At 76.1% G+C, this 23386-nt stretch carries 25 protein-coding genes; 10 read left to right on the top strand and 15 right to left on the bottom strand.

What is annotated here, in order from left to right:
• The first annotated feature begins 93 nt into the window (after positions 1–93).
• The 5 genes from malQ to ACI79I_RS06475 all read left to right on the top strand — a co-directional run bounded on the left by malQ (position 94) and on the right by ACI79I_RS06475 (position 3878).
• Positions 94–1929, top strand: coding sequence for a 4-alpha-glucanotransferase (malQ, locus tag ACI79I_RS06495; RefSeq protein ID WP_456991474.1), 1836 nt, complete (start codon positions 94–96; stop codon positions 1927–1929).
• Positions 1930–2021: 92 nt separating this feature from the next.
• Entirely contained in the window at positions 2022–2321 is a 300-nt protein-coding gene (locus ACI79I_RS06490; RefSeq protein WP_456991473.1) for a hypothetical protein, read from the top strand.
• Positions 2322–2392: 71 nt separating this feature from the next.
• A complete protein-coding gene (locus ACI79I_RS06485) occupies positions 2393–2593 on the top strand; it encodes a hypothetical protein (protein ID WP_456991472.1) in 201 nt (66 codons plus the stop codon).
• A gap of 41 nt (positions 2594–2634) precedes the next feature.
• Complete coding sequence (locus tag ACI79I_RS06480) at positions 2635–3090, top strand: hypothetical protein (protein WP_456991471.1); 456 nt, start codon at positions 2635–2637, stop codon at positions 3088–3090.
• Positions 3078–3878: a DUF998 domain-containing protein gene (locus ACI79I_RS06475; RefSeq protein WP_456991469.1), complete on the top strand. Its 801-nt coding sequence runs from the start codon at positions 3078–3080 to the stop codon at positions 3876–3878. The genes ACI79I_RS06480 and ACI79I_RS06475 overlap by 13 nt, the downstream gene beginning before the upstream one ends.
• Positions 3879–3903: 25 nt before the next feature.
• On the opposite strand, the gene ACI79I_RS06470 is transcribed toward ACI79I_RS06475, so the two are convergent.
• The gene (locus ACI79I_RS06470; RefSeq protein ID WP_456991468.1) at positions 3904–4917 is read right to left on the bottom strand and encodes an Acg family FMN-binding oxidoreductase; all 1014 of its coding nucleotides are present in this window, start codon (positions 4915–4917) and stop codon (positions 3904–3906) included.
• Between the two features lie 163 nt (positions 4918–5080).
• Between ACI79I_RS06470 and ACI79I_RS06465 the strand changes: the two genes are divergently transcribed.
• Positions 5081–5962 (top strand): universal stress protein, encoded by an 882-nt coding sequence (locus ACI79I_RS06465; RefSeq protein ID WP_456991466.1) that lies wholly within the window; start codon positions 5081–5083, stop codon positions 5960–5962.
• A gap of 128 nt (positions 5963–6090) precedes the next feature.
• Here the strand turns inward: ACI79I_RS06465 and ACI79I_RS06460 are convergent, their stop codons facing one another.
• Both ACI79I_RS06460 and ACI79I_RS06455 read right to left on the bottom strand, forming a co-directional pair.
• Positions 6091–7005, bottom strand: a complete 915-nt coding sequence (locus tag ACI79I_RS06460; protein ID WP_456991465.1) for a DMT family transporter — start codon at positions 7003–7005, stop codon at positions 6091–6093.
• 93 nt (positions 7006–7098) lie between these two features.
• Positions 7099–7845, bottom strand: coding sequence for an SDR family oxidoreductase (locus ACI79I_RS06455; protein ID WP_456991463.1), 747 nt, complete (start codon positions 7843–7845; stop codon positions 7099–7101).
• 83 nt (positions 7846–7928) lie between these two features.
• Here ACI79I_RS06455 and ACI79I_RS06450 point away from each other — a divergent pair, with 83 nt between their 5' ends.
• Positions 7929–9638, top strand: a complete 1710-nt coding sequence (locus ACI79I_RS06450; RefSeq protein WP_456991462.1) for a UDP-N-acetylglucosamine 1-carboxyvinyltransferase — start codon at positions 7929–7931, stop codon at positions 9636–9638.
• A 44-nt stretch (positions 9639–9682) separates the two neighbouring features.
• On the opposite strand, the gene ACI79I_RS06445 is transcribed toward ACI79I_RS06450, so the two are convergent.
• From ACI79I_RS06445 to ACI79I_RS06435, 3 genes are all read right to left on the bottom strand, one after another.
• Positions 9683–10441, bottom strand: coding sequence for an SDR family NAD(P)-dependent oxidoreductase (locus ACI79I_RS06445; protein ID WP_456991460.1), 759 nt, complete (start codon positions 10439–10441; stop codon positions 9683–9685).
• An 80-nt stretch (positions 10442–10521) separates the two neighbouring features.
• Positions 10522–11259: a DUF5995 family protein gene (locus ACI79I_RS06440; protein WP_456991459.1), complete on the bottom strand. Its 738-nt coding sequence runs from the start codon at positions 11257–11259 to the stop codon at positions 10522–10524.
• A 19-nt stretch (positions 11260–11278) separates the two neighbouring features.
• The gene (locus tag ACI79I_RS06435; protein WP_456991458.1) at positions 11279–13135 is read right to left on the bottom strand and encodes a PucR family transcriptional regulator; all 1857 of its coding nucleotides are present in this window, start codon (positions 13133–13135) and stop codon (positions 11279–11281) included.
• A gap of 363 nt (positions 13136–13498) precedes the next feature.
• Between ACI79I_RS06435 and ACI79I_RS06430 the strand changes: the two genes are divergently transcribed.
• The gene (locus tag ACI79I_RS06430) at positions 13499–14509 is read left to right on the top strand and encodes a DUF2877 domain-containing protein (RefSeq protein ID WP_456991457.1); all 1011 of its coding nucleotides are present in this window, start codon (positions 13499–13501) and stop codon (positions 14507–14509) included.
• A gap of 64 nt (positions 14510–14573) precedes the next feature.
• On the opposite strand, the gene hisG is transcribed toward ACI79I_RS06430, so the two are convergent.
• From hisG to ACI79I_RS06385, 9 genes are all read right to left on the bottom strand, one after another.
• Entirely contained in the window at positions 14574–15440 is an 867-nt protein-coding gene (gene hisG / locus ACI79I_RS06425) for an ATP phosphoribosyltransferase (RefSeq protein WP_456991456.1), read from the bottom strand.
• Positions 15441–15541: 101 nt separating this feature from the next.
• On the bottom strand, positions 15542–15805 hold the full coding sequence (locus ACI79I_RS06420) for a phosphoribosyl-ATP diphosphatase (RefSeq protein ID WP_456947889.1): 264 nt from the start codon (positions 15803–15805) through the stop codon (positions 15542–15544).
• Positions 15802–16329 (bottom strand): 6,7-dimethyl-8-ribityllumazine synthase, encoded by a 528-nt coding sequence (gene ribH / locus ACI79I_RS06415; RefSeq protein ID WP_456991455.1) that lies wholly within the window; start codon positions 16327–16329, stop codon positions 15802–15804. Before ribH ends, ACI79I_RS06420 begins: the two co-directional genes overlap by 4 nt.
• The gene (locus ACI79I_RS06410) at positions 16326–17636 is read right to left on the bottom strand and encodes a bifunctional 3,4-dihydroxy-2-butanone-4-phosphate synthase/GTP cyclohydrolase II (RefSeq protein WP_456991454.1); all 1311 of its coding nucleotides are present in this window, start codon (positions 17634–17636) and stop codon (positions 16326–16328) included. The genes ribH and ACI79I_RS06410 overlap by 4 nt, the downstream gene beginning before the upstream one ends.
• Complete coding sequence (locus tag ACI79I_RS06405; protein WP_456991453.1) at positions 17633–18247, bottom strand: riboflavin synthase; 615 nt, start codon at positions 18245–18247, stop codon at positions 17633–17635. The genes ACI79I_RS06410 and ACI79I_RS06405 overlap by 4 nt, the downstream gene beginning before the upstream one ends.
• Before the next feature lie 2 nt (positions 18248–18249).
• Positions 18250–19326 carry a bifunctional diaminohydroxyphosphoribosylaminopyrimidine deaminase/5-amino-6-(5-phosphoribosylamino)uracil reductase RibD gene (gene ribD / locus ACI79I_RS06400; protein ID WP_456991452.1) on the bottom strand — a complete coding sequence of 359 codons (1077 nt, stop codon included), beginning with the start codon at positions 19324–19326 and terminating at the stop codon, positions 18250–18252.
• Positions 19323–19994 carry a ribulose-phosphate 3-epimerase gene (gene rpe / locus ACI79I_RS06395; protein WP_456991451.1) on the bottom strand — a complete coding sequence of 224 codons (672 nt, stop codon included), beginning with the start codon at positions 19992–19994 and terminating at the stop codon, positions 19323–19325. Before rpe ends, ribD begins: the two co-directional genes overlap by 4 nt.
• Positions 19995–20043: 49 nt before the next feature.
• Positions 20044–20748 carry a DUF1775 domain-containing protein gene (locus ACI79I_RS06390; protein WP_456991450.1) on the bottom strand — a complete coding sequence of 235 codons (705 nt, stop codon included), beginning with the start codon at positions 20746–20748 and terminating at the stop codon, positions 20044–20046.
• 57 nt (positions 20749–20805) lie between these two features.
• Complete coding sequence (locus ACI79I_RS06385) at positions 20806–21303, bottom strand: hypothetical protein (protein ID WP_456991449.1); 498 nt, start codon at positions 21301–21303, stop codon at positions 20806–20808.
• A 76-nt stretch (positions 21304–21379) separates the two neighbouring features.
• On the opposite strand from ACI79I_RS06385, the gene ACI79I_RS06380 reads away from it, so the two are divergent.
• Both ACI79I_RS06380 and ACI79I_RS06375 read left to right on the top strand, forming a co-directional pair.
• A complete protein-coding gene (locus ACI79I_RS06380) occupies positions 21380–22753 on the top strand; it encodes a sensor histidine kinase (protein ID WP_456991447.1) in 1374 nt (457 codons plus the stop codon).
• Positions 22750–23382 (top strand): response regulator, encoded by a 633-nt coding sequence (locus ACI79I_RS06375; protein WP_456991446.1) that lies wholly within the window; start codon positions 22750–22752, stop codon positions 23380–23382. The genes ACI79I_RS06380 and ACI79I_RS06375 overlap by 4 nt, the downstream gene beginning before the upstream one ends.
• The last annotated feature ends 4 nt before the right edge of the window (positions 23383–23386 follow it).

Raw genomic sequence — 23386 nt, 5'->3', positions numbered from 1 at the left:
CCTGCACCTCCAGTCGCTGGAGGGTCCGCAGCGAGAGCGGCACCACTCCGCAGCTGCTGTGTGGGCCGGGGGTGCGCTGGGGAGTATCGGGACGTGACGCGCACGCCGACGACGGACGAGTGGGGCATCGACGCCAGCTGGCTCGACGCCCTCGACGAGGAACACCAGGTCGCCCAGGCCACGATCGATCGACTCCGGGAGGTGATCGGTGCCCCACCGGCCGACCTGGAGGACCGCGCGCCGATCGTGGCCCGCCCCGGCGACGCGCTGGAGGTGGACGAGGCGGAGGTGACCCTCGAGGACGGCTCCACCCGGCACGTCGACGGGGAGCTGCCCGAGGACTTCCCGCTGGGCTACCACTGGCTCCAGGTCCCCGGCGGGCACCGCCGGCGGCTGATCGTCTCCCCCGGCCGCTGCTGGCTGCCCGACGAGCGCGCCTGGGGCTGGGCCGTGCAGCTCTACGCCACCCGCAGCCGCGCGAGCTGGGGCATCGGCGACCTCGCCGACCTGCGCGCCGTCCGGGAGATGGCGGCGAGCCAGGGGGCCGGCTTCGTCCTGATCAACCCGCTGCACGCCGTCGCCCCCACGCCGGGCCAGGAGGCGAGCCCCTACCTCCCGGCCACCCGCCGGTTCCGCAACCCGATCTACCTCCGCGTGGACGAGGTGCCCGGCGCCGACCGGGTCGACGCCGAGGCGGACGCCGGCCGTGCGCTCAGTGACGGCGACCTCATCGACCGGGACGCGATCTGGGCCCGCAAGCGCGAGGCGCTGCGCCGCGTCTTCGACGCCGCCGGCCGCGACGACCCCGCCTTCCCCGACTGGTGGTGGCACCAGGGCCAGAAGCTGCAGGACTGGGCCACCTGGTGTGCCCTCGCCGAGGTCCACGGCGGGGACTGGCACACCTGGCCCGAGGAGCTGCGTGACCCCCGCAGCGAGGCCGTCGGCCGGTTCGTGGCCGAGCACGAGCGGGACGTCGCCTTCCACGCCTGGCTGCAGTGGGCGCTGCACCTGCAGGTGGAGCGGGCGACCGAGGGCATGACCGTCATCCAGGACCTGCCCATCGGGGTCGCCGGTGGTGGCGCCGACGCCTGGACCTGGCAGGACGTGCTCGCCGACGGCGCCTCCGTGGGCGCGCCGCCGGACGCCTTCAACGCGCAGGGCCAGGACTGGGGCTCGCCCCCGCTGGTCCCGTGGCGGCTGCGGGCTGCGGACTACGAGCCGTTCGTGCAGTCCATCCGCGCCACGATGGCCGGCGCCGGGGGCCTGCGCATCGACCACGTCATGGGCCTGTTCCGGCTCTGGTGGGTGCCGCGCGGCGAGAGCCCCGCGGACGGCGCGTACGTGCGCTACCCGGCCGAGGACCTGCTCGACATCGTCGCGCTGGAGAGCTCCCGGGCGCAGGCGGTCGTCGTCGGCGAGGACCTCGGCACCGTCGAGGAGGGCGTGCGCGAGGCGCTGGCCGACCACGGCATCCTCAGCTACCGGCTGCTGTGGTTCGAGGAGGACGACCCCGCGCAGTGGCCCGAGACCGCGATGGCCGCCGTCACCACCCACGACCTGCCCACCGTGGCCGGCCTGTGGACCGGGGCAGACGTGGAGGAGCAGCGGGAGCACGGCACCGGCACCGACGAGGAGCTCGAGCAGGGCCGCGAGTCGCTGCTGGAGAAGCTCTCCGGCGTCCGGAAGAACGCCAAGCCCGAGACCGCGGTGAAGCGGGCGCACGAACTGCTCGCCAGGGCGCCGTCCCTGCTGCTGTCGGCCACCCTGGACGACGCCCTCGCCGAGCGGCGCCGCCCCAACATGCCGGGCACCACCGACCGGCCCAACTGGTCGCTCCCCCTGCCGGTCCCGGTGGAGGACCTGCCCGACCACCAGCTCCTGCAGACGGTGGCCCGCACCCTCGGCGACGCCGTCTCCGGCCGGTCCTGACCCCTGACGGCGGGCGCTCCGCGCGCACGACGCGGAGCGCCCGCCGCCGCCTCCTGTCGAACAGGCGTTCGACCTCGTGCGACACTCCCGGGGTGGCTGGCGGCATGCACCCCGGGCGGTCGGGCCGCTCCCTCGGGGAGCGGGCGGCCTCCTCCGGGGTCCCCCCGCCGCAGCCGTCCCGCTCGGCGACGCCCGGGCGCGGGGAGGGCCGCGGGCGGCACTGCTGGGTGCACGACCCGCCCGGCGCGCCCGGGGTGTGGCCCGGGCTGCTGGTCGAGTGGCGGCAGGGGGAGGGTGGCTGGCAGGGCCGGGTGGCCTACGCCGTGGCCGGTCCGCACGGTCCGGTCCTGGTCGAGGGCTGGGTGCCGGCCGCGCTCCTGGAGCAGCGCTGATCACGGGTTACGGCGGGAGCGGGCTGGCTATGGCTCCGGGGAGCGACATCCCCGACGAAGCGGAGAACCCCATGAGCGAGCCCGACCGCCCCACGCTGGACGACGTCATGGACACGACGGAGTCCGCGCCCCGCGACCGCCAGCAGCACGCGGGGGGCTACGACCGGCCCAACGACGACGCCCTCCAGCACCGCACCGAGCAGGAGCGGCAGCTGGTCGACTCCGACGACGCCGACCCGGCCGGCGCGGAGCAGCACTCCGCCACGGACTAGGTCATCGCCGGCCGGGTGCCGTCCCCTGGGAAGGAGACGCAGTGACCCGTCTCGTCCCGGGGGACGTCGCCTGCTGGGTGCTCAAGTCCACCCGGCCGCCCACGGCCATCGACCCGTCGTGGCGGGCGAGGGCGAGCCGCACCCTCACCCGCTGCCTGCGCCGCTCCTACCGGCTGGACCTCATGGGCCCCGGCCAGGCCTGCCTGCTGTGGGTCAGCGGCCGCACCGAGCCCGGCGTGCACGCCGTCGGGGAGCTGACCGGGGAACCCGAGGAACGGGACGGCGGCCCGGTGGTCGCCGTCCGGCTCGCCCGGCTGGCCGTGCCCGTGCCGCGGGCCGACCTGCTCGCCGACCCCGCCGCCCGCGACGCCGAGGTCCTGCGCATGCCCGCCGGGAGCAACCCCTCCTGGCTCTCGCCCGGCCAGCTCGCCGCCGTCGTGGCGCACCTCCCGCCCGGCGTCCACCCCCGGGCGGGGCTGGGACCATGGCCTCCGTGACTCCCACCCGCCACCGCCGGGGCGCGATCGCCTGGCTGCTGACCCTCCAGTTCTTCGTCGTCGAGACGGTCGTGCAACTGCAGGCCACCGGGTACTCGCGTGCCGACGACCTGATCAGCGACCTCGGCACGGCGTTGTCCCCCGCGCACCTGCTGATGAACGCCTCCTTCGTCGTGCAGGCCCTGCTCATCGGGGTGGGCGCCTGGCTGCTGCGCCCGGCGCTGACCGGCGCGGGGGGCAGGGCGGCGCCGGTGCTGCTCGGCGCGGCGGCCGTCGGGGTGCTCCTCGTCGGGGTGTTCCCCCGGGACGGCCAGGCGGCCCTGCACGAGGCCGGGGCCGGGCTGTACCTGGTCGGCGGGGGGATCGGGCTCATCGCCCTGGCCTACGCCGTCCGCCCGAGGTCGGAGGCCCTGGGGACGACGCTGGCCCTGCTCGGCCTGGTCGGCACGGCGATGACGGTCTTCTTCGTCGCCGGGATCACCGAGTACCTCGGCGAGGGGGGCACCGAGCGGGCCGCCGCCTACGTGCTGCCGCTCGGGCTCGCGCTGGCCGGCGGCGGCCTCTGGCTCCTGCGGGACCGCCCCCGGGCCGAGCGGGCGGGGAGGCCCTCCCGCCGCGAGCTGCGCGAGCAGGAACGGGCGGCGCGCGCCGAGCGCGACCGACAGCGGGACGCGGCCCTGGAGGCCGCGGCGTCACGCACGGAGGCGTCCCGGCCGGCGCCCGCAGCCGACCTCGACGACGACTTCGACCCCGACGACCCCTGGGCCTCGCCCGGCCGCCGCGGCTGAAGGAGGACCCCCGGGGGGTCGCCCGTCAGCCGGCCGCCGGCTCGAAGCGCAGCACGTCCTCGACCGGACGGCGGCCCGAGTGCGCCGTGCCCGCGGTCGAGGGGTAGCCCATGCGCAGGAGCATCTGCGGATGGCCCACCAGCGACAGCCGGCCGCGCATCCGGGTGCGGGTGGACGGCCAGTCCAGCGCCTGGGTGAGGGGTGAGGCGGCCACCCCCTCGGTGGTCGCGAGCAGCAGCAGCCGGCCCAGCGCCTGCCCGGCCAGCAGCCACGCCGTCCGGTCGTCGTTGTCGGTGCCCAGCAGCAGGACCGTGGGCCGCTCCACGGCGGGCGGCGGCGCGTCGGCCGCGCCCTCCGGCAGGAACGCCGAGTGCCGCCCCCGGCTGCCGACGACGAAGTCACGGATCAGCCAGTTCGACGGCCGGGTGGCCGGGTCCTCGCTCAGGACGGCGTCGACGGGGACGCCGTCCAGCGCGGTGGGGTCGGTGCGCACCCAGCGCTCCAGCTCGGCCACGTACTCGGGGTCGCCCTGCTCGATCTCCTCGGCCCGCGAGATGAGGAAGACGGTCGCGACCTCCTCCTCGGACTCGGTGATCTGCTTGACCCACACCCCGAGCCGGCCGGCGTCGGACTGCATGCGGTCGACCAGGTCGGCCGGGACCGCGCGCGGGAGGAACGGCGCCCGCTCGGTGTGCCGCCGGCCGATCGCCTCGGCCAGCGCGCGGTCCTCCGCCGTCCTCTCGCGGGAGGCCCCCACCCGCACCGTCGCCAGGTGGTCGGGGTCGTCGTCGTCGGGCAGCAGCTCGACCTCGGCCTCGACCCCCGAGGCGCGCAGGGCCACCGCGGCGAACTCGACCGCCACGCCGCAGCTGATCACCTGCTGGCGCCCCGTCGGGTCGAGGACCGGCAGCGCGCGGTCCCGGTCCAGGTGCACCTGCAGGTGCTCGGGCGTGGCGGCGAAGCGCCAGGGCTGGGTGTTGTGGATCGAGGGCGCCCGGATGGCGGCCGCCACGACCGCGGTCCAGTCCTGTTCGTCCATCGGTGCACCTCCGCTGCGGGGTCGGCCGCCCGGCGCGGGCGTCCCCGTCCTGCCTACCCCATCGCCGTCCGGGACCGCACCCGGCGTCCGCAACGGGGCCCCACCGCGGAACCGGGCCCTGCCGACCCCCCGCGCCGCCCCGGTGGTCGGGGAAGATGAGGGCATGAGCGCCCCAGACCCCGGACGGCCCCCACGCGTGCTGGTCGGCTACGACGGTTCACCGAGCTCGGTCAACGCCATCGAGGCGGCGGCCTGCCTCGTGCCGTCGGCCTCGGCCACGGTCCTGCACCTGTGGGAGCCCCCCTTCACCTCCCCGGAGCTGCGGCAGCGGCTGGCCGGCCGCGCCGGGCACCTGCAGGCCCTCGGTGACCTGCTCGAGAAGGAGGGCCGCGCGGAGGCCGACCGCCTGGCCCGCAACGGCGTCTCGCTGGCGCGTGCCGCGGGCTGGGACGCCGAGCCGCTGGTCAAGCGGACCTTCGGCGGCGACGGCTACCAGTTCGCCCGGACGGCGGAGGAGCAGGGCACCGACCTCGTCGTCGTCGGCACCCGGGGTCTCGGCGGCATCCGCGCCGCCCTCGGCAGCGTCTCGGAGCTGGTCGTGCACGTCAGCCCGGTGCCGGTGCTGGTGGTCCCCTACCCGCTGACCACCGTCGAGTGGTCCGCGGCCGCCTCGGGCCCGGTGATGGTGGGCACCGACGGCTCGCCCGGCGCCCAGGAGGCCATCGCCGCCGCGCGCCGTCTGTTCGCCGGTCGCGAGCAGCTGCTGGTCGCGGTCGCCGAGCCGGGCGACGGCCCCGGACCGACCGCGCCCGACGGCGCCGAGCTGTTGACCGTGCCCTGTTCCGGCCGTCCCGGCAGCGCCCGGGCCACGGCCGCCACGCTGGCCGAGACCGCGGCGCACCGCGGCGCGGCGGTCGTCGTCGTGGGCAGCCGGGGCCGGTCGGCCAGCCGCGAGCTGCTGGTCGGCAGCGTCCCCCGAGCCCTCCTGCACTGCGCCCACCGGCCGGTGCTCGTCGTCCCCCCTGCCCCCGCTCCGGAGGCCTGAGCCGGACCGCCCGCTGACCGGGCGAGGGCCCTCCCGCGCCACGCGGGAGGGCCCTCGCCCGCGCCCGGGGTCGGCTGCCGGCGAGTCGCCGGCCGGCGCGGACGACGGCCCCCGCGTGTTCGGCGGGGTCAGACCGCCGCACCCGCCTCCTGCGGGAGCGGGGCCGGGCGGACCCGGGCGCAGTGGCGGGCCAGTGCGACACCGGCCAGGCACACCGCGCCCCCGACGACGGCGAGCGCCGGCGGCACCTCGTCGAGCAGCAGCCAGCCGAGCGCGATCACCAGCGGCGGCACCAGGTAGGTGGTGACGGCCAGCGTGCCCGCGTCCGTGCGGGCCAGCGCGTACGCCCACGTGCTGAACGCCAGCGCCGTCGGGACCACGCCCAGGTAGACCATCCCGGCGACCGACCCGGCCGGCGCGGCTGCGAGCTCACCGGCGAGGGTGCCGGCCCACGGCAGGCAGCACAGCGCGCCGATGCCGCAGGCGGTGAGCGTGACCTGCAGGGGCGGCAGCCGGCGCAGCACCGGCTTCTGCGCGACCACACCCGCGGCGTAGGTCAGGGCCGCCACGAGGCAGAACAGCACGCCCACCGGGTCGGCGTCGGCCCCACGGGTGGCCAGCCCGATGAGCACCACCCCGGCGAAGGCGACGGCGATGCCGGCCAGCAGCCGGCGCGGGAACCCCTCTCCCAGCAGCAGGCCCGCGAGGACGGCGATGAGGATCGGCCCGATGTTGACCAGCATCGCCGTGGTCCCGGCGTCCAGGTGCTGCTCGGCGGCGTTGAGCGCCACGTTGTAGACGCCGAACCAGCCCACGCCGCAGACCGCGAGCAGCCCCCACTCCCGTCCGGTCGGGGCCACCCAGCGGCGGACGGAGACCGCCCACAGCAGCGCGAGGACCGCCGTCCCGACGGCCAGCCGGCCCAACGCCAGCGCCCCGGGGGAGAGGTCGGCACCGACGCCGCGGATCCCGACGAAGGCCGACGCCCACGCCAGCAGGGTCGCGGCGACGGCGGCGAGGACGGGCAGCGGGGAGCTCTTCACGCGCCGACCCTAGGGCCGGGCACCGCCCCCGATCCGGCGGTTCCCGGACGCCGTCCTCCTCGTTGCGGGATCGGGCAGGAACGCCGCGGTCGGTCAGCCCCGGAGGTGTTCCCCGTACGTGCGCCGGCCGCGGTCACCGCGGGTGGGCAGCGCCGCGCCGTCCCGGAAGGCCGACGACAGCCGCCCGGGGACCGGCGTGGCGACCACGCGGGCATTGGGCTCCCGCGCGGCCGCCCAGGCCCGTGCCATCTCGGCGGCGGTCAGCTCCTCGGGCCCGCCGTACTCGACCACGTCCCCCGCCGGCGACCCGGTGGCGACCGCGGCGGTGTACTCGGCGGCCTCCGCGACGTCGACCGGCTGGGCCCGCCAGCCCATGGGCACCGGCAGCACCGGTCCGCGCTTGGCGGTGGACAGCAGCTCGTCCACGAAGTCGTGGAACTGGGTGATCCGAAGCAGCGTGACGGGCAGCCCCGAGGCCATCAGCACCTGCTCGGCGGCGAACTTGGCGTGGTAATAGCCGTAGGGGATGCGGTCGACGCCGACGATGGAGACGAAGACCAGGTGGCGCAGCCGATCGCGGTCGACGGCCTGCACCAGGCGCCGCGTGCCCGCGACGTCGGCCTGCCAGTAGTCCCCCCGCGCGTCGCTGGCCGCGTGCACGACCACCTCCGCGCCCGCCAGGGCCGCCGGCAGGTCGCGGCCGGTGGCGAGGTCACCGCGCACCCCGCCGGGCCCGGTGCCGCGGCGGGACAACTGCCGCACCCGGTGGCCCGCGCCCTGCAGCCGCTCGACGACCCTCCGGCCGAGCCGCCCGGTTCCTCCCGTCACGAGAACGTCCATGCCCGCAGTCTGGCCGGACCGGTTCGTCCCGCGCACGCGGCGCGCCTGCACCTTCCGTATCTCACATGCGAGATACTCCCGAGGTGACCGCTCTCGACCCGGCTCCCCCCGACACCGCGAGCGCCCCGGCGCACGAGTCCAGCGCCAGTCCCCCAGCGCACGAGTCCAGCGCCAGCACCCCGGCGCACGAGTCCAGCGCCAGCACCCCGGCGCACGAGTCCAGCGCCAGCACCCCGGCGCACGAGTCCAGCGCCAGCACCCCGGCGCACGAGTCCAGCGCCATGCACCGCATCGGGCTCCTCGTCCGCGACGCCCGCCGCCACCACGGGCTCACCCAGCAGCAGCTCGCCGACCGCCTCGGCACCAGCCAGAGCGCCATCGCCCGCATCGAGCAGGGCGGCCAGAACCTCACCCTCGACCTGCTGGGCCGGCTCTCCGAGGCCCTGGAGCGCGAGCTGTTCAGCGTCGGCCCCGCCGGCCCCACCCACCTGCGGGTCACCGGTGGCGCCCCGCTGCGCGGCCGGGTCACGGTGAAGTCCTCGAAGAACGCCGCCGTGGCCCTGCTGTGCGGCGCGCTGCTCAACCGCGGCCGGACGACGCTGCGCAACGTGGCCCGCATCGTGGAGGTCGAGCGCATCCTCGACGTGCTGCGGTCCATCGGCGTCTCGGCCACCTGGGACGGCACCGGGCGGGACCTGACCCTCCAGGTGCCCGACGAGCTGGACCTGGCCGGCATCGACGCCGACGCCGCCCGCCGCACGCGCAGCATCATCATGTTCCTCGGCCCGCTGCTGCACCGCGCCCCGCGCTTCGACCTGCCCTACGCGGGCGGGTGCGACCTGGGCACCCGCACCGTGCAGCCGCACATGATCGCGCTGCGCCCGTTCGGCCTCGAGGTGGAGGCGCGCGCCGGCGAGTACCACGCGACCGTCACGCCACCGACGACCGCCGACCGCACGATCGTGCTGACCGAGCGCGGGGACACCGTCACCGAGAACGCCCTGCTGGCCGCCGCCCGCACCGACGGGACGACGACCATCCGCAACGCCAGCTCCAACTACATGGTCCAGGACCTCTGCCTGTACCTGCAGCTGCTCGGCGTCGGCGTCGAGGGCCTGGGCACCACCACCCTCGTCGTCCGCGGGAAGCCGGTGCTCGACGCCGACGTGGACTACACGATCAGCGAGGACCCGGTGGAGGCGATGAGCCTGCTCACCGCCGGCATCGTCACCGGCTCGGAGCTGACCGTCGAGCGCGCGCCGATCGAGTTCCTGGAGATCGAACTCGCCGTCCTCGCCGAGATGGGCCTGCGCTACCGCCTCTCCCCCGAGTACGTCGCCGACAACGGGCACACCCGCCTCGCCGACGTCACGATCTCACCGTCGGAGCTCCTGGCGCCCATCGACAAGATCCACCCGATGCCGTTCCCGGGCCTCAACATCGACAACCTGCCCTTCTTCGCCGTCATCGCGGCGGCCGCCGGCGGGTCGACGCTGATCCACGACTGGGTCTACGACAACCGGGCGATCCACCTGTCCGACCTGACCCGCCTGGGCGCCGACGTCCGCCTGCTCGACCCGCACCGGGTGCTGGTGAGCGGGCCGACCCGGTGGTCGAGCGCGGAGGTGGTCTGCCCGCCCGCGCTGCGGCCGGCGGTCTGCATCCTGCTGGCGATGCTCGCGGCCAAGGGGACCTCGGTGCTGCGCAACGTCGACATCATCGCCCGCGGCTACGAGCAGCTCTACGAGCGCCTGGTGGAGATGGGCGCCCGCATCGAGGTCTTCCACGACTGAGGCGGGGTGCCAGGGCACGGCTCCCCGCGCCCTGGCACCCCGCTTCAGCGTTCCTGGTCCGTCGGGCGGACCAGCACCTCGTTGACCGCCACGTGCGGCGGCTGGCTGACCACGTAGAGGATCGCCCGGGCGACGTCGTCGGACTGCAGCGTGCGCATGCTCTCGGCCATCCGCCGGGACTCCTCGCGGGCCTGCGGCTGGGTGATGTGGCTGGACAGCTCGGTGGCCACCGCGCCGGGCTCGACCAGCGAGACGCGGACCCCGCGGGCGGTCACCTCCTGGCGCAGCGACTCGCTGAAGGCGTTCACCGCCCACTTGCTGGCGTTGTAGACCCCGGCGCCCTTGCGCGCGGTCCGGCCCGCGACGCTGGAGATGTTCACGACGTCGCCGGAGCCCTGCTCGAGCATCCCGTCGATCGCCGCGTGGGTCATGTAGAGGACGCCCATGACGTTGGTCTGCACCATCCGGCGCCAGTCCTCGGGGTCGGCGCCCACGATCGTGCCCAGCAGCATCACGCCGGCGTTGTTCACCAGGACGTCGAGCCCGCCGAGCTCCTCGCGGGTCCGTCGGACGGCGTCGGCGCACGCGGCCTCGTCGGTGACGTCGAGGTCGAGGGCCAGCACCCGGGCGCCGTCGTCGCGCAGCTTCCCGGACAGCGCGTCCAGGCGGTCACGACGCCGGGCACCGAGGGCGACGGCGGCACCGGCCTGCGCCAGGGCGAGCGCGGTGGCCTCGCCGATGCCGGACGACGCGCCGGTGACCAGCGCGACCTTGCCGGCGAGCGGGCGGGCGGCCTCGGTCATGCGTTCTCCCCCCTCCGGGCCGCCGGGTGCGGCCCGGACCCCAGCCTCCCCGATCCGGACGCCCACGGCGCGCGGAGGGATCAGGCGAGCCGGACGCCGAAACCGCGGACGGCCAGCCGGAGCAGCACCGGCCCGGGCCGCAGCAGGTCGCGCACCCGGGCCGCGGCGGCGTCCTCCAGCTCGGCCACCCGGCGGGCGTAGTCGTCGGGCCCCCGGCGCCGGGCGCGGTCCAGTTGGGCGGCGTTGGCCCACACCTTCCGCCGGGACTCGCGCAGGAACACCTGGCTGGCCGTGCGGTTGGCCGGGGACAGCAGCCGGTCGACGACGGTGCGGCGGCCGCCGGCCCGGTGCAGCTCGGCGTCCTCCACGGCCACCCGGGCGGACAGCACCCGGTCGATCCGCCCGTGGTCGCGCCGCCGCCGGTCGAGCACCTCGGGGTCGGCGAAGTCGGCCGGCGGGATGACCCGCACCAGCGACTGCGGCAGGTCGTAGTTGATGTGCGCGTTCATGCCCAGCAGGACGTGCGCCTCCGGCGGCAGACCGGGCCGCGCGCCGAAGGCCAGGCGCCACGGGCGGGGCGGTGCGGCCGGGTCGCGGCGGTGGGCGGCGAGCGCGTCGAGGTAGAGCCCCGCGAAGTCGACGTCCCACTCCTCGACCCACGCCGGGTCCTCGAACTCGCCCCCGCGGATCGCCGCGGCGACCGCCTGCGTGGTGCGCAGGTAGACGCCGTGGAAGAAGCGGGCGGGGTCGCGGTCGGCCTCCAGGGGCGCCTGCAGCTCGGTCATCCGGCCGATGAGTGCCGCCACGCTCGTGCCCACGCCGCAGACCCTGGCGGGCTCAGATCAGCGCGTCCAGCCCTTCGTCCGGGGGCAGCCCCAGCACGGCGTCCACCGGCGGCCGGTGCGGCTGGTCCAGGCCGCGCATCCGGGCGGCGTGCAGCGCCAGCAGCAGGTTCAGTCGCAGGGTCGGGTCGGTCGTGAAGGGGCCGAGCAGCCGCTCCAGCTTCCCGATCCGGTAGCGCATCGTGTTGTAGTGGAAGTGCAGCCGCCGGGCGGACTCCGCGACGTTGAGGTTGGTCTCCAGGAGCACCCGCAGCGTCTCCCGCAGGTCGGCGGAGTCCGGGTCGGCGGCGTCGGCCAGCGTCCCCAGCACCTCGTCGACGTAGTTGCGCAGCTCGGTGCTGTCGGGGATCAGCGACAGCAGCCGGAACACCCCCAGCTGGTCGAAGTGCGTGACCGCCTGCGACCCGTGGATCTCCTGTCCCACGCTCAGTGCCCGGGAGGCCTGCTGGTGGGCCTCCCCCAGCGCCGACAGCGACCCGGCCGGCCGGCCGATGCCGGTGCCCAGCACCCGGCCGACGCGGCGCACCCGGGCGTTGACCCGCGAGGTCACCGCCGACACCAGCGAGGAGATCTCGTCGGGCGTCCGCCCGTCCAGCGGGAGCACGGTGACGATCTCGGTGGACAGCCCGGCGACCGCCGCGCCGGAGACCTCCGTCTCCAGCGCCGAGCGCCAGCCGTCGGCCAGCCGGTCGAGGACGTCGAGGGCACGGGTCGGGTCGGCCTGCGGGTCCGCAGCGGTCTCGGTCGCGGTCACGAGGACGACGACCGGCCCGTCCAGCCGCCAGCCGAACGAGCGGGTCTGCGCCAGCGCCCGCTCGGTGTGCCGCAGCGACCCGGCGACCAGCCGGCGGACCAGGTCACCCTGGAACCGCAGCTCGACCGAGTGCACCGCCTGCTGCCGGATCACCGAGAGGGCCGAGACCACCGCCGCGCGCTCGAGCACACCGCCGGCGCCGACCATCATCGGCCCGCTCCGGTGGACGGCGACCAGCCAGCCGTGCCGCTGGTCGCCGGCCATGATCGGGGCGACCGCGTACTCGCCGACGCCGCCGGGCAGCTCGTGGTGACCGGGGACGAGCAGGATGCCGTCGGCCGGCGAGAGGTCGGCGTCGGCGAGCACGTCGGCGGGGGTCACCACGGTCTGGTCGGCGCGCAGCCCCGACAGCCGCCGCGAGGGCGCCATGAGCGCCAGCTCGTCCTCGGCCTCGGCGTCCAGCAGCCACAGCCAGTCGCTGATCTCGGACACGTCCTCGGCCGGCCCCGCGGTGGTGACGATCTCCCGGTCGGGTCCCAGACCCAGGACGGCGGCGCCCTCCAGGGCGTGCGCCAGCTGCTCGGTCACCTCGGCCAGCCCGCCACCGCTGAGCGCGACGTCGATGAACTGGTCGTGCATGCGGTAGGAGAGCGCCAGCGCCTCGCTCTGCTTGCCGACGACCGCCCCGAGCACCTCGGAGACCAGCTCCTCCGGTCGCGCGCCCGCGGGCAGCGCCAGCACCGGGAACGACCGCCGGTCGGCCTCGGCGAGCACCTCGTCGGGCACCGGCGCCGGACCCTCGCTGCGCCGGAACGCCAGGCCCGCGGTGCCCATGGAGTCCAGCCGCTCGACCAGCGCGCGGCAGTTCGCGGCGTCGGCCTGCGGCAGCCGGGCCCCGAGGACGACGAGGACGTCGGGCCCGGCCAGGGCCAGGGGGTCGGCCGGGTCGTCGACGACCATGTGCCGCAGGACCCGGTCCAGGCCCCGGGCGCCTGCCACGACGTCGGTACCCTCCAGGGCCGGCAGCTGCAGGGCCTCCTCGAGGGTCAGCCCCATGCGCTCCAGCCAGCTGGGCCGCTCCGGGCGGTTCTCGGTCACCGGCGCCTCCGCTGCCGACAGGTGGCGACGAACCGGAGTCGCGCCGTTACGTTCAGTTCGAGCGATTGGCGTGGCCTCACTCCGGGTCACGGCATCCACTGTTCCAGTCGCCCTTCCCTCTGGCCATACCACGGCATCCTGTCAGGAGTGCCTGGACCAACGACCCCATTCTTGGCGACTTCCGCCATACAGGGGCATGCGACGCGCCGCTTAGGTTCGACTCCCGGATCCATTCCGCCCGCTGGATGGTAGGCCGACCACCGCACCGCGGTGCCGCCGAGTCCCTCCGGCGGAGGAGCGGGACCGGGCGGGGGGTCTCGAGCCGACGGTTCCTCCCGTTGCTCCCACGGTGAAGAGGCCACCATGCGCACCATCGACGAGACCGCCGGCTCGGGCGACACCCGTCCCGGAGCCCCGACCTCCCCGCGCGGCCGCGCCGCACAGGCCGGAGTGCCGACCATCCCCCTCCCCCGCGAGTCGGCCCAGGCGACCGCCCGCACCGCGCGCCCGGCACGAGCAGCAACGGCGGTCCCCGCCTCCGCCAGCACCGGTGTCGCGGCCCTGCTCCGCGGCCCGGTCCGCCCGGCGCGGGTGCTGATGAGCGTCCCGGCCGCGGTCTACCTGCACGTCCCCGGCGAGCGCGGGGGTGACGTCGTCGGGGTGCTCACCAGCGACGCGGCCCGCTTGCCGCTGGGGTGTGTCCTCTTCCGCCCGAGCAACGGCCGCCCGCTGGTGGCCCTGCCCAGTGACGCACCGGCCGAGGTCGGCGGTGGCCGGATCGTCGTCGGCGACCTCGCCGTCAGCGCGGCCGCGTGGTGGGATCCCCACCCCCGGCTGCCCAGCCCCCGCCCCGCACTGCTCCCCGAGGGCGTCCGCCAGCTGCGCAACGCGCTCTACGGGGAGGGCGTCCCGCACAGCGCGTTCACCCTGCCCGGCCTGCCGGCCGGTCCGGGCGGTCCGCTGGCCGCGCTGCGCGGCGCCGTCCGCCGGGCCGACCTGGACGCCGCCCTGCGCACGGCCGCCCGGCTGGTGGGCCTCGGCCCGGGGCTGACCCCGGCCGGGGACGACGTCATGGCCGGGACCATGGCCGGTCTGGTGCTGCTGGGCCACCCGGCCGCGGAGCGGTTCGCCGCCGGCGTCTACGCCCTCGCCGCGGGGCGCACCACCGAGCTGTCGCGGGCGCTGCTGCGGCACGCCGCCGCCGGGCGGGTCAGCGGCGAGTACGCCGCCGTCCTGCACGGCCTGGTCGGCGAGCGGCCGCTGGGCCCGGCGATCGCGGGCCTGCTGGCCACCGGCTCCACCAGCGGGCGGGCCATGGCGCTGGGGCTGTGCACCGCCATCGACCTGGTGGACCGCACCACCCGCCAGCGCTGAGCGAGCCCTGACCTGGGAGGTCGGACCCGTCGCGGGGCCCGGAGGGCTCCCGACGGGTCCTCCCTCAGATCCGGCAGGCGTGGATGCTGGTGACCAGGATGGCGCGGGCGCCGAGCTCCCAGAGCTCGTCCATCACCCGGTTGGTGTCGGTCTGGGCGACCATCGCCCGCACCGCCGACCAGCCCGCGGTCTGCAGCGGGCTCACCGTGGGGCCCTCCAGGCCGGGGGTCAGCGCGGTGGCCTTCTCCAGCAGCTCGTTGGGGCAGTCGTAGTCGAGCATCACGTACTGCCGGGCCACCAGCACACCGCGCAGCCGGCGGCGCAGCTGGGCCACGGCCGGGATCTCCTCGGCCCCGGCCCGCCGCACCAGGATCGCCTCGCTGGTCAACACCGGCTCGCCGATGATGTGCAACCCGGCGGCCCGCAGCGTCGTCCCGGTCTCCACCACGTCGCACACGGCGTCGGCGACACCCAGCCGGCACGCGGTCTCCACCGCGCCGTCGAGCTTCACGACACCCGCGCGGATGCCCTTCTCGTCCAGGTAGCGCTGCAGCAGCACCGGGTAGGCGGTGGCGATCCGCTTGCCGGCCAGCTGCTCGACGGTGGCGATGTCGGACTCCACGGGCGTGGCGAACCGGAACGACGACCGGCCGAAGCCCAGCGGCATGACCTCGACCGCGGCCGCTCCCTCGCCGTCGGCCGGGGCGGTCTCCAGCAGCATGTCGCGGCCGGTGATGCCGACGTCCAGCGTGCCGGCGGCCACGTACACGGCGATGTCGCGCGGGCGCAGGTAGAAGAACTCGGTGTCGCTGTCGGGGTCGTAGACGGCGAGGTCCTTGGTGCTGCGCCGCTGCCGGTAGCCGCTCTCGGCGAGCATGGCGGCCGCGGGCTCACTCAGGACGCCCTTGTTCGGCACGGCGATGCGCAGCACGGGGGTCTCCTTCGGTCGGTGTGTCTGCCCTCCTGCCGGGTCCCGCCGCGAGCCTGCGAGCGGTGGGGCGCAGGAGGGTCCTCGTTCAGAGGGTGGCGGCGTCAAAGGTGCGCGTAGACGTCGTCCAGCGTCAGGCCGCGGGCCAGCATGAGGACCTGCACCCGGTAGAGCAGCTGGCTGATCTCCTCCGCCGTCCGCTGCTCGCCCTCGTGCTCGGCGGCCATCCAGGACTCCGCGGCCTCCTCCACGACCTTCTTGCCGGCCGCGTGCACGCCGTCGCGGACCGCCGTGACCGTGCCCGAGGCGGGGTCACCGGCGGCCACCTTGGCGGCGAGCTCGGCGAACAGCGAGTCGAAGGTCTTCACGCCCGGCCCCCGTCCGCGGCGGGGGTGACGGAGAAGCCGGTGGGCCGGGAGGGCCCCCGCAGCGAGCGGAGGGTGAGCGCGGTGGCCAGCGCGGCGATCGCCGCCTCCCAGCCCTTGTCCTCCGCGGAGCCGGGCAGCCCGGCGCGGTCGCGCGCCTGCTCCTCGGTGTCGCAGGTGAGGACGCCGTTGCCGACCGGCGTCCCCGCGTCGAGGGCCACCCGGGTCAGGCCGGCGGTGACCGCGTCGCAGACGTACTCGAAGTGCGGCGTCCCACCCCGGATCACCACGCCCAGGGCCACGACGGCGTCGTGCCGCTCGGTCAGCGCCTGGGCGACCACCGGCAGCTCGACCGCACCCGGCACCCGGGCGACGGTCGGCTCGGGGACGCCGGAGGCGACGGCCGCGGCGATCGCACGGTCCAGGAGCGCCCCGGTGAGCTCCGCGTGCCAGGTGGTCGCGACGATGCCGAGCGTGAGGCCCGCGGCGTCGACCGGCTGCGCCTGGGGTGCGCCCGTGCCACTCACAGCTGCTGCTCCCGCTGGCGGAGGGGCACGTCGGTGCCGGGGACGGTGGGGACGTCGGCGGGACCGGACTCGGTCTCGGGCTCGATGATGTCGAGGAGGTGGCCCATGCGGTCGCGCTTGGTGCGCAGGTAGGCGAGGTTCTCGGCGGTGACGTGGCTGGGCAGCGGCACGCGGCCGGTGATCTTCAGGCCGTAGCCCTCCAGCCCGGCGCGCTTGGCCGGGTTGTTGGTCAGCAGCCGCATGGTGTGCACGCCCAGGTCGACCAGGATCTGCGCGCCGGTGCCGTAGTCGCGGGCGTCGGCGGGCAGGCCCAGGTCCAGGTTGGCGTCGACGGTGTCCACTCCGGCGTCTTGCAGCTGGTAGGCCTGCAGCTTGTGCAGCAGGCCGATGCCCCGGCCCTCGTGCCCGCGGATGTAGAGCACCACGCCGCGGCCCTCCTGGGCGACGGCGGCCAGCGCGGCCTGCAGCTGCGGGCCGCAGTCGCAGCGCAGCGAGCCGAACACGTCTCCGGTCAGGCACTCGGAGTGCACCCGGACCAGCACGTCCTCACCGCCGGAGATGTCGCCGTAGACGAAGGCCACGTGCTCGCGCTCGTCGTAGGAGGAGCGGTAGCCCACCGCGGTGAACAGCCCCGGAGCCAGCGGCACCGCGGCCTCGGCGACCCGCTCGACGAGCTTGTCGAACCGCTTGCGGTAGGCGATCAGGTCCGCGATCGACACCAGGCACAGGTCGTGCTCGTCGGCGAAGACCCGCAGCTCCTCTCCGCGCGCCATGCCGGTCGGGTCCTTCTCGCTGACCAGCTCGCACAGCGTGCCCGAGGGGCGCAGCCCGGCCAGCACCGCCAGGTCCACCGCGGCCTCGGTGTGCCCGGGCCGGCGCAGCACGCCGCCGTCGCGGGCGCGCAGCGGCACGATGTGCCCGGGCCGGGCCAGCTCGGCCGAGGTCGTGTCGGCGCCGGCCAGCAGCCGGATGGTGTGCGCCCGGTCGGCGGCGGAGATGCCGGTGCTCACCCCCTCCCGGGCGTCGACGGTGACGGTGTAGGCCGTGCCCCGGCGGTCCTGGTTGACCCGGTACATCGGCGGCAGGTCCAGCCGGTCGGCGTCGGCCTCGGTGACCGCCACGCAGATGTAGCCCGACGTGTAGCGCACCATGAACGCCACCAGCTCCGGGGTGGCCAGCTCCGAAGCGAAGATCAGATCGCCCTCGTTCTCCCGGTCCTCGTCGTCCATCACCACCACCGGGCGGCCGTCCTTGACCGCCGCGATCGCGGCCTCGATGGTGTCCAGGCGCAGCGTGGACTCACTCACCGGCGTGCTCCCAACAGGCGTTCCACGTACTTGGCGACCACGTCGACCTCCAGGTTGACCGGGCTCCCCGGAGGCACCGAGCCGAGCGTGGTCTCGCGCAGGGTGGTGGGGATGAGGCTGACCTCGAACCACGGCTCGGGGTCGTCGACCGCGCTGACCGCGCTGACCGTGAGGGAGACGCCGTCGACCGCGACGGACCCCTTCTCCACCACGTAGCGGGCCAGCTCGGGCGGCAGCGAGACCCGGACGACCTCCCAGTGCTCGCTGGGGGTGCGGGTGAGGACGGTGCCGACGCCGTCGACGTGGCCCTGCACGAGGTGGCCGCCGAGCCGGGTGTGCGGGGTCACCGCGCGCTCGAGGTTCACCGCGTCACCGCCGGCCAGCGCGCCGAGGCTGCTGCGCCGGAGGGTCTCGGCCATCACGTCGGTGCTCCAGACGCCGTCGGCTCCGTCCACGCCGGTGACGGTGAGGCAGACGCCGTTGACCGCGATCGAGTCACCCAGTGCCACCCCCTCCAGCGCCCTGCGCGCGCGGATCCGCAACCGGGCGGCGTCCTGCTGGTCCTCGCGGACGAGCAGGGTCCCGATCTCCTCGACGATCCCGGTGAACACGATCAACTCCCTCCGGTCGCGGCCGGGCTGTCCGCGGACCGACCTGCCCCAGTGTGCCGGTCGGCGCGCAGCCGCATGCCGACGTCCCCGCCCAGGAGGGTGACGTCGACCAGCGACAGGGTCAGCGCGTCGCCGATCGAGGTGATTCCCAGGTCCCCGACCAGGCACGCGCCGGCACCCAGCAGCTTCGGCGCGAGGTGGACGACGGCCTCGTCGACCAGCCCGTCGCGGAGGAACGCCGCGGCCAGGGTCGGGCCGCCCTCCAGCAGCACTCGCCGCACGTCGCGGTCGAACAGCTCGGCGAGCAGGGCGCGCGGGGTGGCGGCGGCACTGACCAGCGTCGGGGCCGCGCCGTCGCGCACGCGGGCGGTCGCCGGCAGCCGGCCGCGGCGGTCGAGGACCACCCGCAGGGGCTGCCGGTCGGCGTCCCGGCCGTCGGCGTCGCGGACGGTGAGCTGCGGGTCGTCGGCCAGCGCGGTGCCCGAGCCGACCACGACCGCGTCGCAGGTGGCGCGCAGGCGGTGGACGGCGGCGCGGGCCTCGGGCCCGGTGACCCACCGGCTGCTGCCGTCGGCGGCGGCGACCCGGCCGTCGAGCGTGCCGGCGGCCTTCCAGACCACGTGCGGCCGGCCCTGCCGGACGCCGGTCAGCCACCCGGCCAGCGCCCCCTCCTCCGCCCGGTCCTGCTCGACGCCGAGCACGACCTCCACCCCGGCCTCGCGCAGCCGCCGGGCACCGCCCCCGGCCAGCGCCGTCGGCTCCGGGACGGCGACGACGACGCGCGCGACGCCCGCCGCCAGCAGGGCGTCGGCGCACGGGCCGGTGCGGCCGGTGTGCGCGCACGGCTCCAGGGTGACGACGGCGGTGCCCCCGCGGGCCCGGTCGCCGGCCGCGGCCAGGGCACGGACCTCCGCGTGCGGGCCACCGGGCGGGGCGGTGGCCCCCTCCCCCACCGGCGTCCCGTCGGCGGCCAGGACGACGGCACCGACCGGCGGGTTGGGGCTGGTCGTGCCCAGGACGCCGTCGCCCAGCTCGCGCGCCCGCGCCATGGCGGAGAGCTCGGCCGCCGAGACGCTCATCCCTGCTGCGCCGCGGCGGCCTGCGCGCGGAGGCCGGCGATGGCGCGGACGGGGTCGTCGGCGCCGTAGACCGCGGAGCCCGCGACGAAGACGTCGGCACCGGCCGCGGCCGCCTGCTCGATGGTGTCGGCGTTGATGCCGCCGTCCACCTCGACGAGCAGGGTGAGGTGCCCGGTGTCGACCAGCTCGCGGGCGCGGCGCACCTTGGGCAGCACCTCGGCCATGAACTCCTGGCCGCCGAAACCGGGCTCGACGGTCATGACCAGGAGGGTGTCGAAGTCCGGGAGGACCTCGAGGTACTCCTCCAGCGGGGTGGCCGGCTTGAGGGCGAGACCGGCCAGCGCCCCCGCCGCGCGGATGTCGCGGGCGACGGCGCGCGGGTCGGCGCACGCCTCGGCGTGGACCGTGACGTTGCGCGCGCCGGCCTCGGCGTAGCCGGGAGCCCAGCGGTCGGGGTGGTGGATCATCAGGTGGCAGTCCAGCGGCACCGGGCTGACCGCCTGCAGCGCCTGCATGACCGGGAGGCCGAAGGTCAGGTTGGGCACGAAGTGCCCGTCCATGACGTCGAAGTGCAACCAGTCGGCGTCCTTGACCCGCTCGGCCTCGTCCGCCAGCCGGGCGAAGTCCGCCGACAGCAGGCTGGGCGCGATCATCGGGGTGCGGGACACGTCTGCCGAGTCTAGGCGGGGGCGAACCGCCCTCCGCCCCGGGAGCCGATCACCGCCGGGCGCGCGACCGCCGCACCCACAGGCCCCCGGCCACGGCGGCGACCACGAGCACCCCCAGGCCGACCAGCCAGCCGGTGGCGACGCCGCCGTCGTCCTCCTCGGCCGCCGCGGGGGTGGTGGCCGGGGCGGCCGCCGTCTCCGCCGGCGACGGCTCCGGCGTCGGGGACGGGGTGGGCTCGATCGCGGGGGTCGCCGGCGCCGGGGCGCCCGGGGCCACGGTCAGCACCGGCGCGGGCTGCTGGGGCTCCGGCGCGCCGGGTGCGGCCTGCTCGATCCAGGCGTCCTCGGCACCGTCGGCGTAGCGCTGGATGGTGGGGAAGGCCAGCTCGGTGACCTCGAAGGGCAGTTGGGTGACGGTGACCGCGAACTCGGCGTCCTCGCCGGGTGCCAGGGGCGGTCCGCCGACCTCGAAGCCGTCCGCGGTGGGGGTGAGCGTCCAGCCGACCGGGCCGGAGGCGAGCGAGACGGTGGCCGGGTCGATGCCCTCGGGCAGCCGCGTGCGCAGGCCGGCGACCCCGGACGGGTTCTCGGCCGCGGCGGCGAAGGTCACGGTGACCGGCCCGGTGCCGGCGGTGGCGCCGGGCGCGCTCACCTCGACGTGGGCGGCCGCCGTCCCGGTGCCGGCTGCGAGCAGGACGGCGGCCAGGGCGCCGGTGGCCAGGGAACGGCGCACGGCCGCGCTGCGGGTCCTCACGGCGCTGTAGTCGTCCTCCCGGCGCCGCTGGTTCCCGGACCCGGCCCGCGCCGGCACTCAGTCCCGGTCGGGCAGGGCCACCCACTCGGCCCAGGTGAGGTCCCGGCCCACGTAGCGCGGACGGCGCAGCGGCCAGCGCTCCGCGATCCACCGGGGCACGAACTCGTCGAGGGCCCGCTCCACCTCGGTGCCGACGAGCCCGTCGACGACCCACCAGGAGACCTCGGCGTCGGCGTCCCCGGCCTTCTCCGGCGGGTCGATGTAGACGCAGCCGAGCAGCCGGGTCTCGGCCTCGTCGTGCAGCGAGTAGTTGAAGCTCTCGTGGGCCTCGATCTCGGCTTCGTGGCGGGCGAGGTCGGCGCGGTCCTGCTCGCGGGTCATGGTGGCCGGTGGCCAGCCCCAGGCCTCGCCGTAGATGGACCAGAGCCGCTCCTGGCAGGCCATGACGACCGGGAAGTCCAGGTCGACGTCGGCCTCCCGGATGGGGCGCAGGTGGTGGCCGGTCGGCAGGTCGGCACGCAGCGGGTGGACGAAGTCGTCGGGCAGCCAGGGCACCTGCGGACGGTAACCGCCCGGACTACCGGAACGCGGGAGTACCACGGCGGGGGTGGCCGGTCCTAGCCTGACCCCCGTGGGACGCACTCCCCGGTTCCCCGGCACCGGCCGGATCTCGGTGGCGGCCTCCGTCACGCGCTTCACCGTCGCGGGCGTCGTGGCGACCCTCGCGCTGTCCCTGCTCATCGCGGCCCTGTCCCGGCGCGCGGGGGACGAGCAGGGCGTCCGGTCGGCCGAGCGCGTCGCCCGGGTCGTCGGCCACGGGGTGGTGGCGCCGCTGCTGACCCCGGAGCTGCGAGCCGGCGACGCCGACGCCCGGGCCCGGCTGGAGACCGCCGTGGCCGCCGCCGCCTCCTCGGGTCCGGTGACCCGGATCGAGGTCCTCGACGGCCGGGGACGGGTGCTGTGGTCCGACGAGCCGCGGGTCGTGGGCGAGGTCGTCCCGCTGGACCCCCTCGAGCGCGACGCGCTCGAGCACGAGACCGTGGCCTCGCACGTCGCCGACCTCAGCGCACCCACGAACCGCTTCGAGTCCCCCGACCGCGCCCTGCTCGAGGTGCACGTGGGGGTCCGGGACGCCGGCGGGCGGCGGCTGCTGGTCAAGGTCTACCAGGGCTACGACGTGGTGCAGGAGTCGGCGCGGGCGGCCTACATGCGCTTCGCCCCTGCCTCCCTGGGCGCCCTCCTCCTGCTGCAGGCGGTCCAGATCCCCATCGCCTGGCACCTCGCCCGCCGGCTGCGCCGCCACCAGGAGGCCGAGACCCGGCTGCTGCAGTCGGTGGTCGACGCCTCGGAGGACGAGCGCCGGCGGATCGCGGCCGAGGTGCACGACGGCGTCGTGCAGGACCTCACCGGTCTCACCTACGACCTCGACGTCGCCCGGCTCCACCCCTCCGGCGCGGACCCGGAGCTGGTCGCGCGCACCGCCGAGCGGGTCCGGCACAGCGTGACCGAGCTGCGGTCGCTGCTGGTCGACCTCAACCCGCCGCGGCTGCCGGAGGCGGGGCTGGCCCCCGCGCTGGCCGTGCTCGCCGAGGGACTGCAACGGGAGGGTCTGCAGGTGCAGCTGGACGCCGAGGCCGCCGAGGACCTCCCGGAGCCGGTCGCCTCGCTGCTCTACCGCGCCGCGCTCGAGGCGCTGCGCAACGTCCGGTCGCACAGCGGGGCCACGCGGGTCTCCGTCCTCGTCACCCGGACGCCGACCGAGGCGGCGATCGCGGTCGACGACGACGGCCGCGGGATGGACCGCGTGGGCCTGGCCGCCAGCAACGTCCACGGCCACCTCGGGTTGCGCACCCTGGAGGACCGCCTGCTGGCCGCCGGCGGGGCCCTCACCATCTCCAGCGCGCCGGGCGCGGGCACGCGGGTCCTGGCCCAGGTCCCGCTCGACGACTCGGGCCCCCTGCACCGCGGCGCGGCGGCCTCCGACTCCGTGGGGGTGGTGCGGTGATCCGCGTGCTGGTGGTCGACGACCACACCGTCGTCCGCCGGGGACTGACCCACCTGCTGGCGACGACCGACGACATGGAGTGCGTCGGGGAGGCGGCCGACGGGGACCAGGCGGTCGAGATGATCGCCGAGCACCGGCCCGACGTCGTGCTGCTGGACCTGTCCATGCCCGGCTCGGACGGCGTCTCGGTGATCCGCCGGCTGCGCGCGGCCGGCGACCCGACCCGGGTGCTCGTGCTGACCTCGTTCAGCGACGCCGGGCTGGTCCTCGACGCCGTCTCGGCCGGCGCGGACGGCTACCTGCTCAAGCAGAGCCGGGCCGAGCAGATCCTCGACGGCGTCCGGACCGTCGCCACGGGCGGCGCACCGGTCGACCCCGCCGTGGCCAGCTCGCTGCTGCGCGACGTCCGCGACCGGGGGGCGCCGGCCGTGCCGCTGACCGATCGCGAGGCCGAGGTGCTCGAGCTGATCCGGCTCGGGTACCCCAACCGGCTCATCGCCCGCCGGCTGGCGATCAGCGAGCGGACCGTCAAGGTGCACGTGACGCACATCCTCCAGCGCATCGGCGTCACCGACCGCACGCAGGCGGCGCTGTGGGCCGAGCGCAACCTGCGGACGACGCAGCGCTGACCGG

The sequence above is a fragment of the Geodermatophilus sp. SYSU D01105 genome (assembly GCF_054050095.1).
Note: the sequence above shows the minus strand (reverse complement) of the source record. Positions and strands in the feature narration are given on the sequence as shown.

What these genes read in the sequence shown, in the direction of transcription:
- ACI79I_RS06485 (WP_456991472.1), top strand. Translation starts at nt 2,393, where the DNA reads ATGAGCGAGCCCGACCGCCCCACGCTGGACGACGTCATGGACACGACG.
- ACI79I_RS06475 (WP_456991469.1), top strand. Translation starts at nt 3,078, where the DNA reads ATGGCCTCCGTGACTCCCACCCGCCACCGCCGGGGCGCGATCGCCTGG.
- ACI79I_RS06470 (WP_456991468.1), bottom strand. Translation starts at nt 4,917, where the DNA reads ATGGACGAACAGGACTGGACCGCGGTCGTGGCGGCCGCCATCCGGGCG.
- ACI79I_RS06465 (WP_456991466.1), top strand. Translation starts at nt 5,081, where the DNA reads ATGAGCGCCCCAGACCCCGGACGGCCCCCACGCGTGCTGGTCGGCTAC.
- ACI79I_RS06455 (WP_456991463.1), bottom strand. Translation starts at nt 7,845, where the DNA reads ATGGACGTTCTCGTGACGGGAGGAACCGGGCGGCTCGGCCGGAGGGTC.
- ACI79I_RS06445 (WP_456991460.1), bottom strand. Translation starts at nt 10,441, where the DNA reads ATGACCGAGGCCGCCCGCCCGCTCGCCGGCAAGGTCGCGCTGGTCACC.
- ACI79I_RS06430 (WP_456991457.1), top strand. Translation starts at nt 13,499, where the DNA reads ATGCGCACCATCGACGAGACCGCCGGCTCGGGCGACACCCGTCCCGGA.
- ribD (WP_456991452.1), bottom strand. Translation starts at nt 19,326, where the DNA reads ATGAGCGTCTCGGCGGCCGAGCTCTCCGCCATGGCGCGGGCGCGCGAG.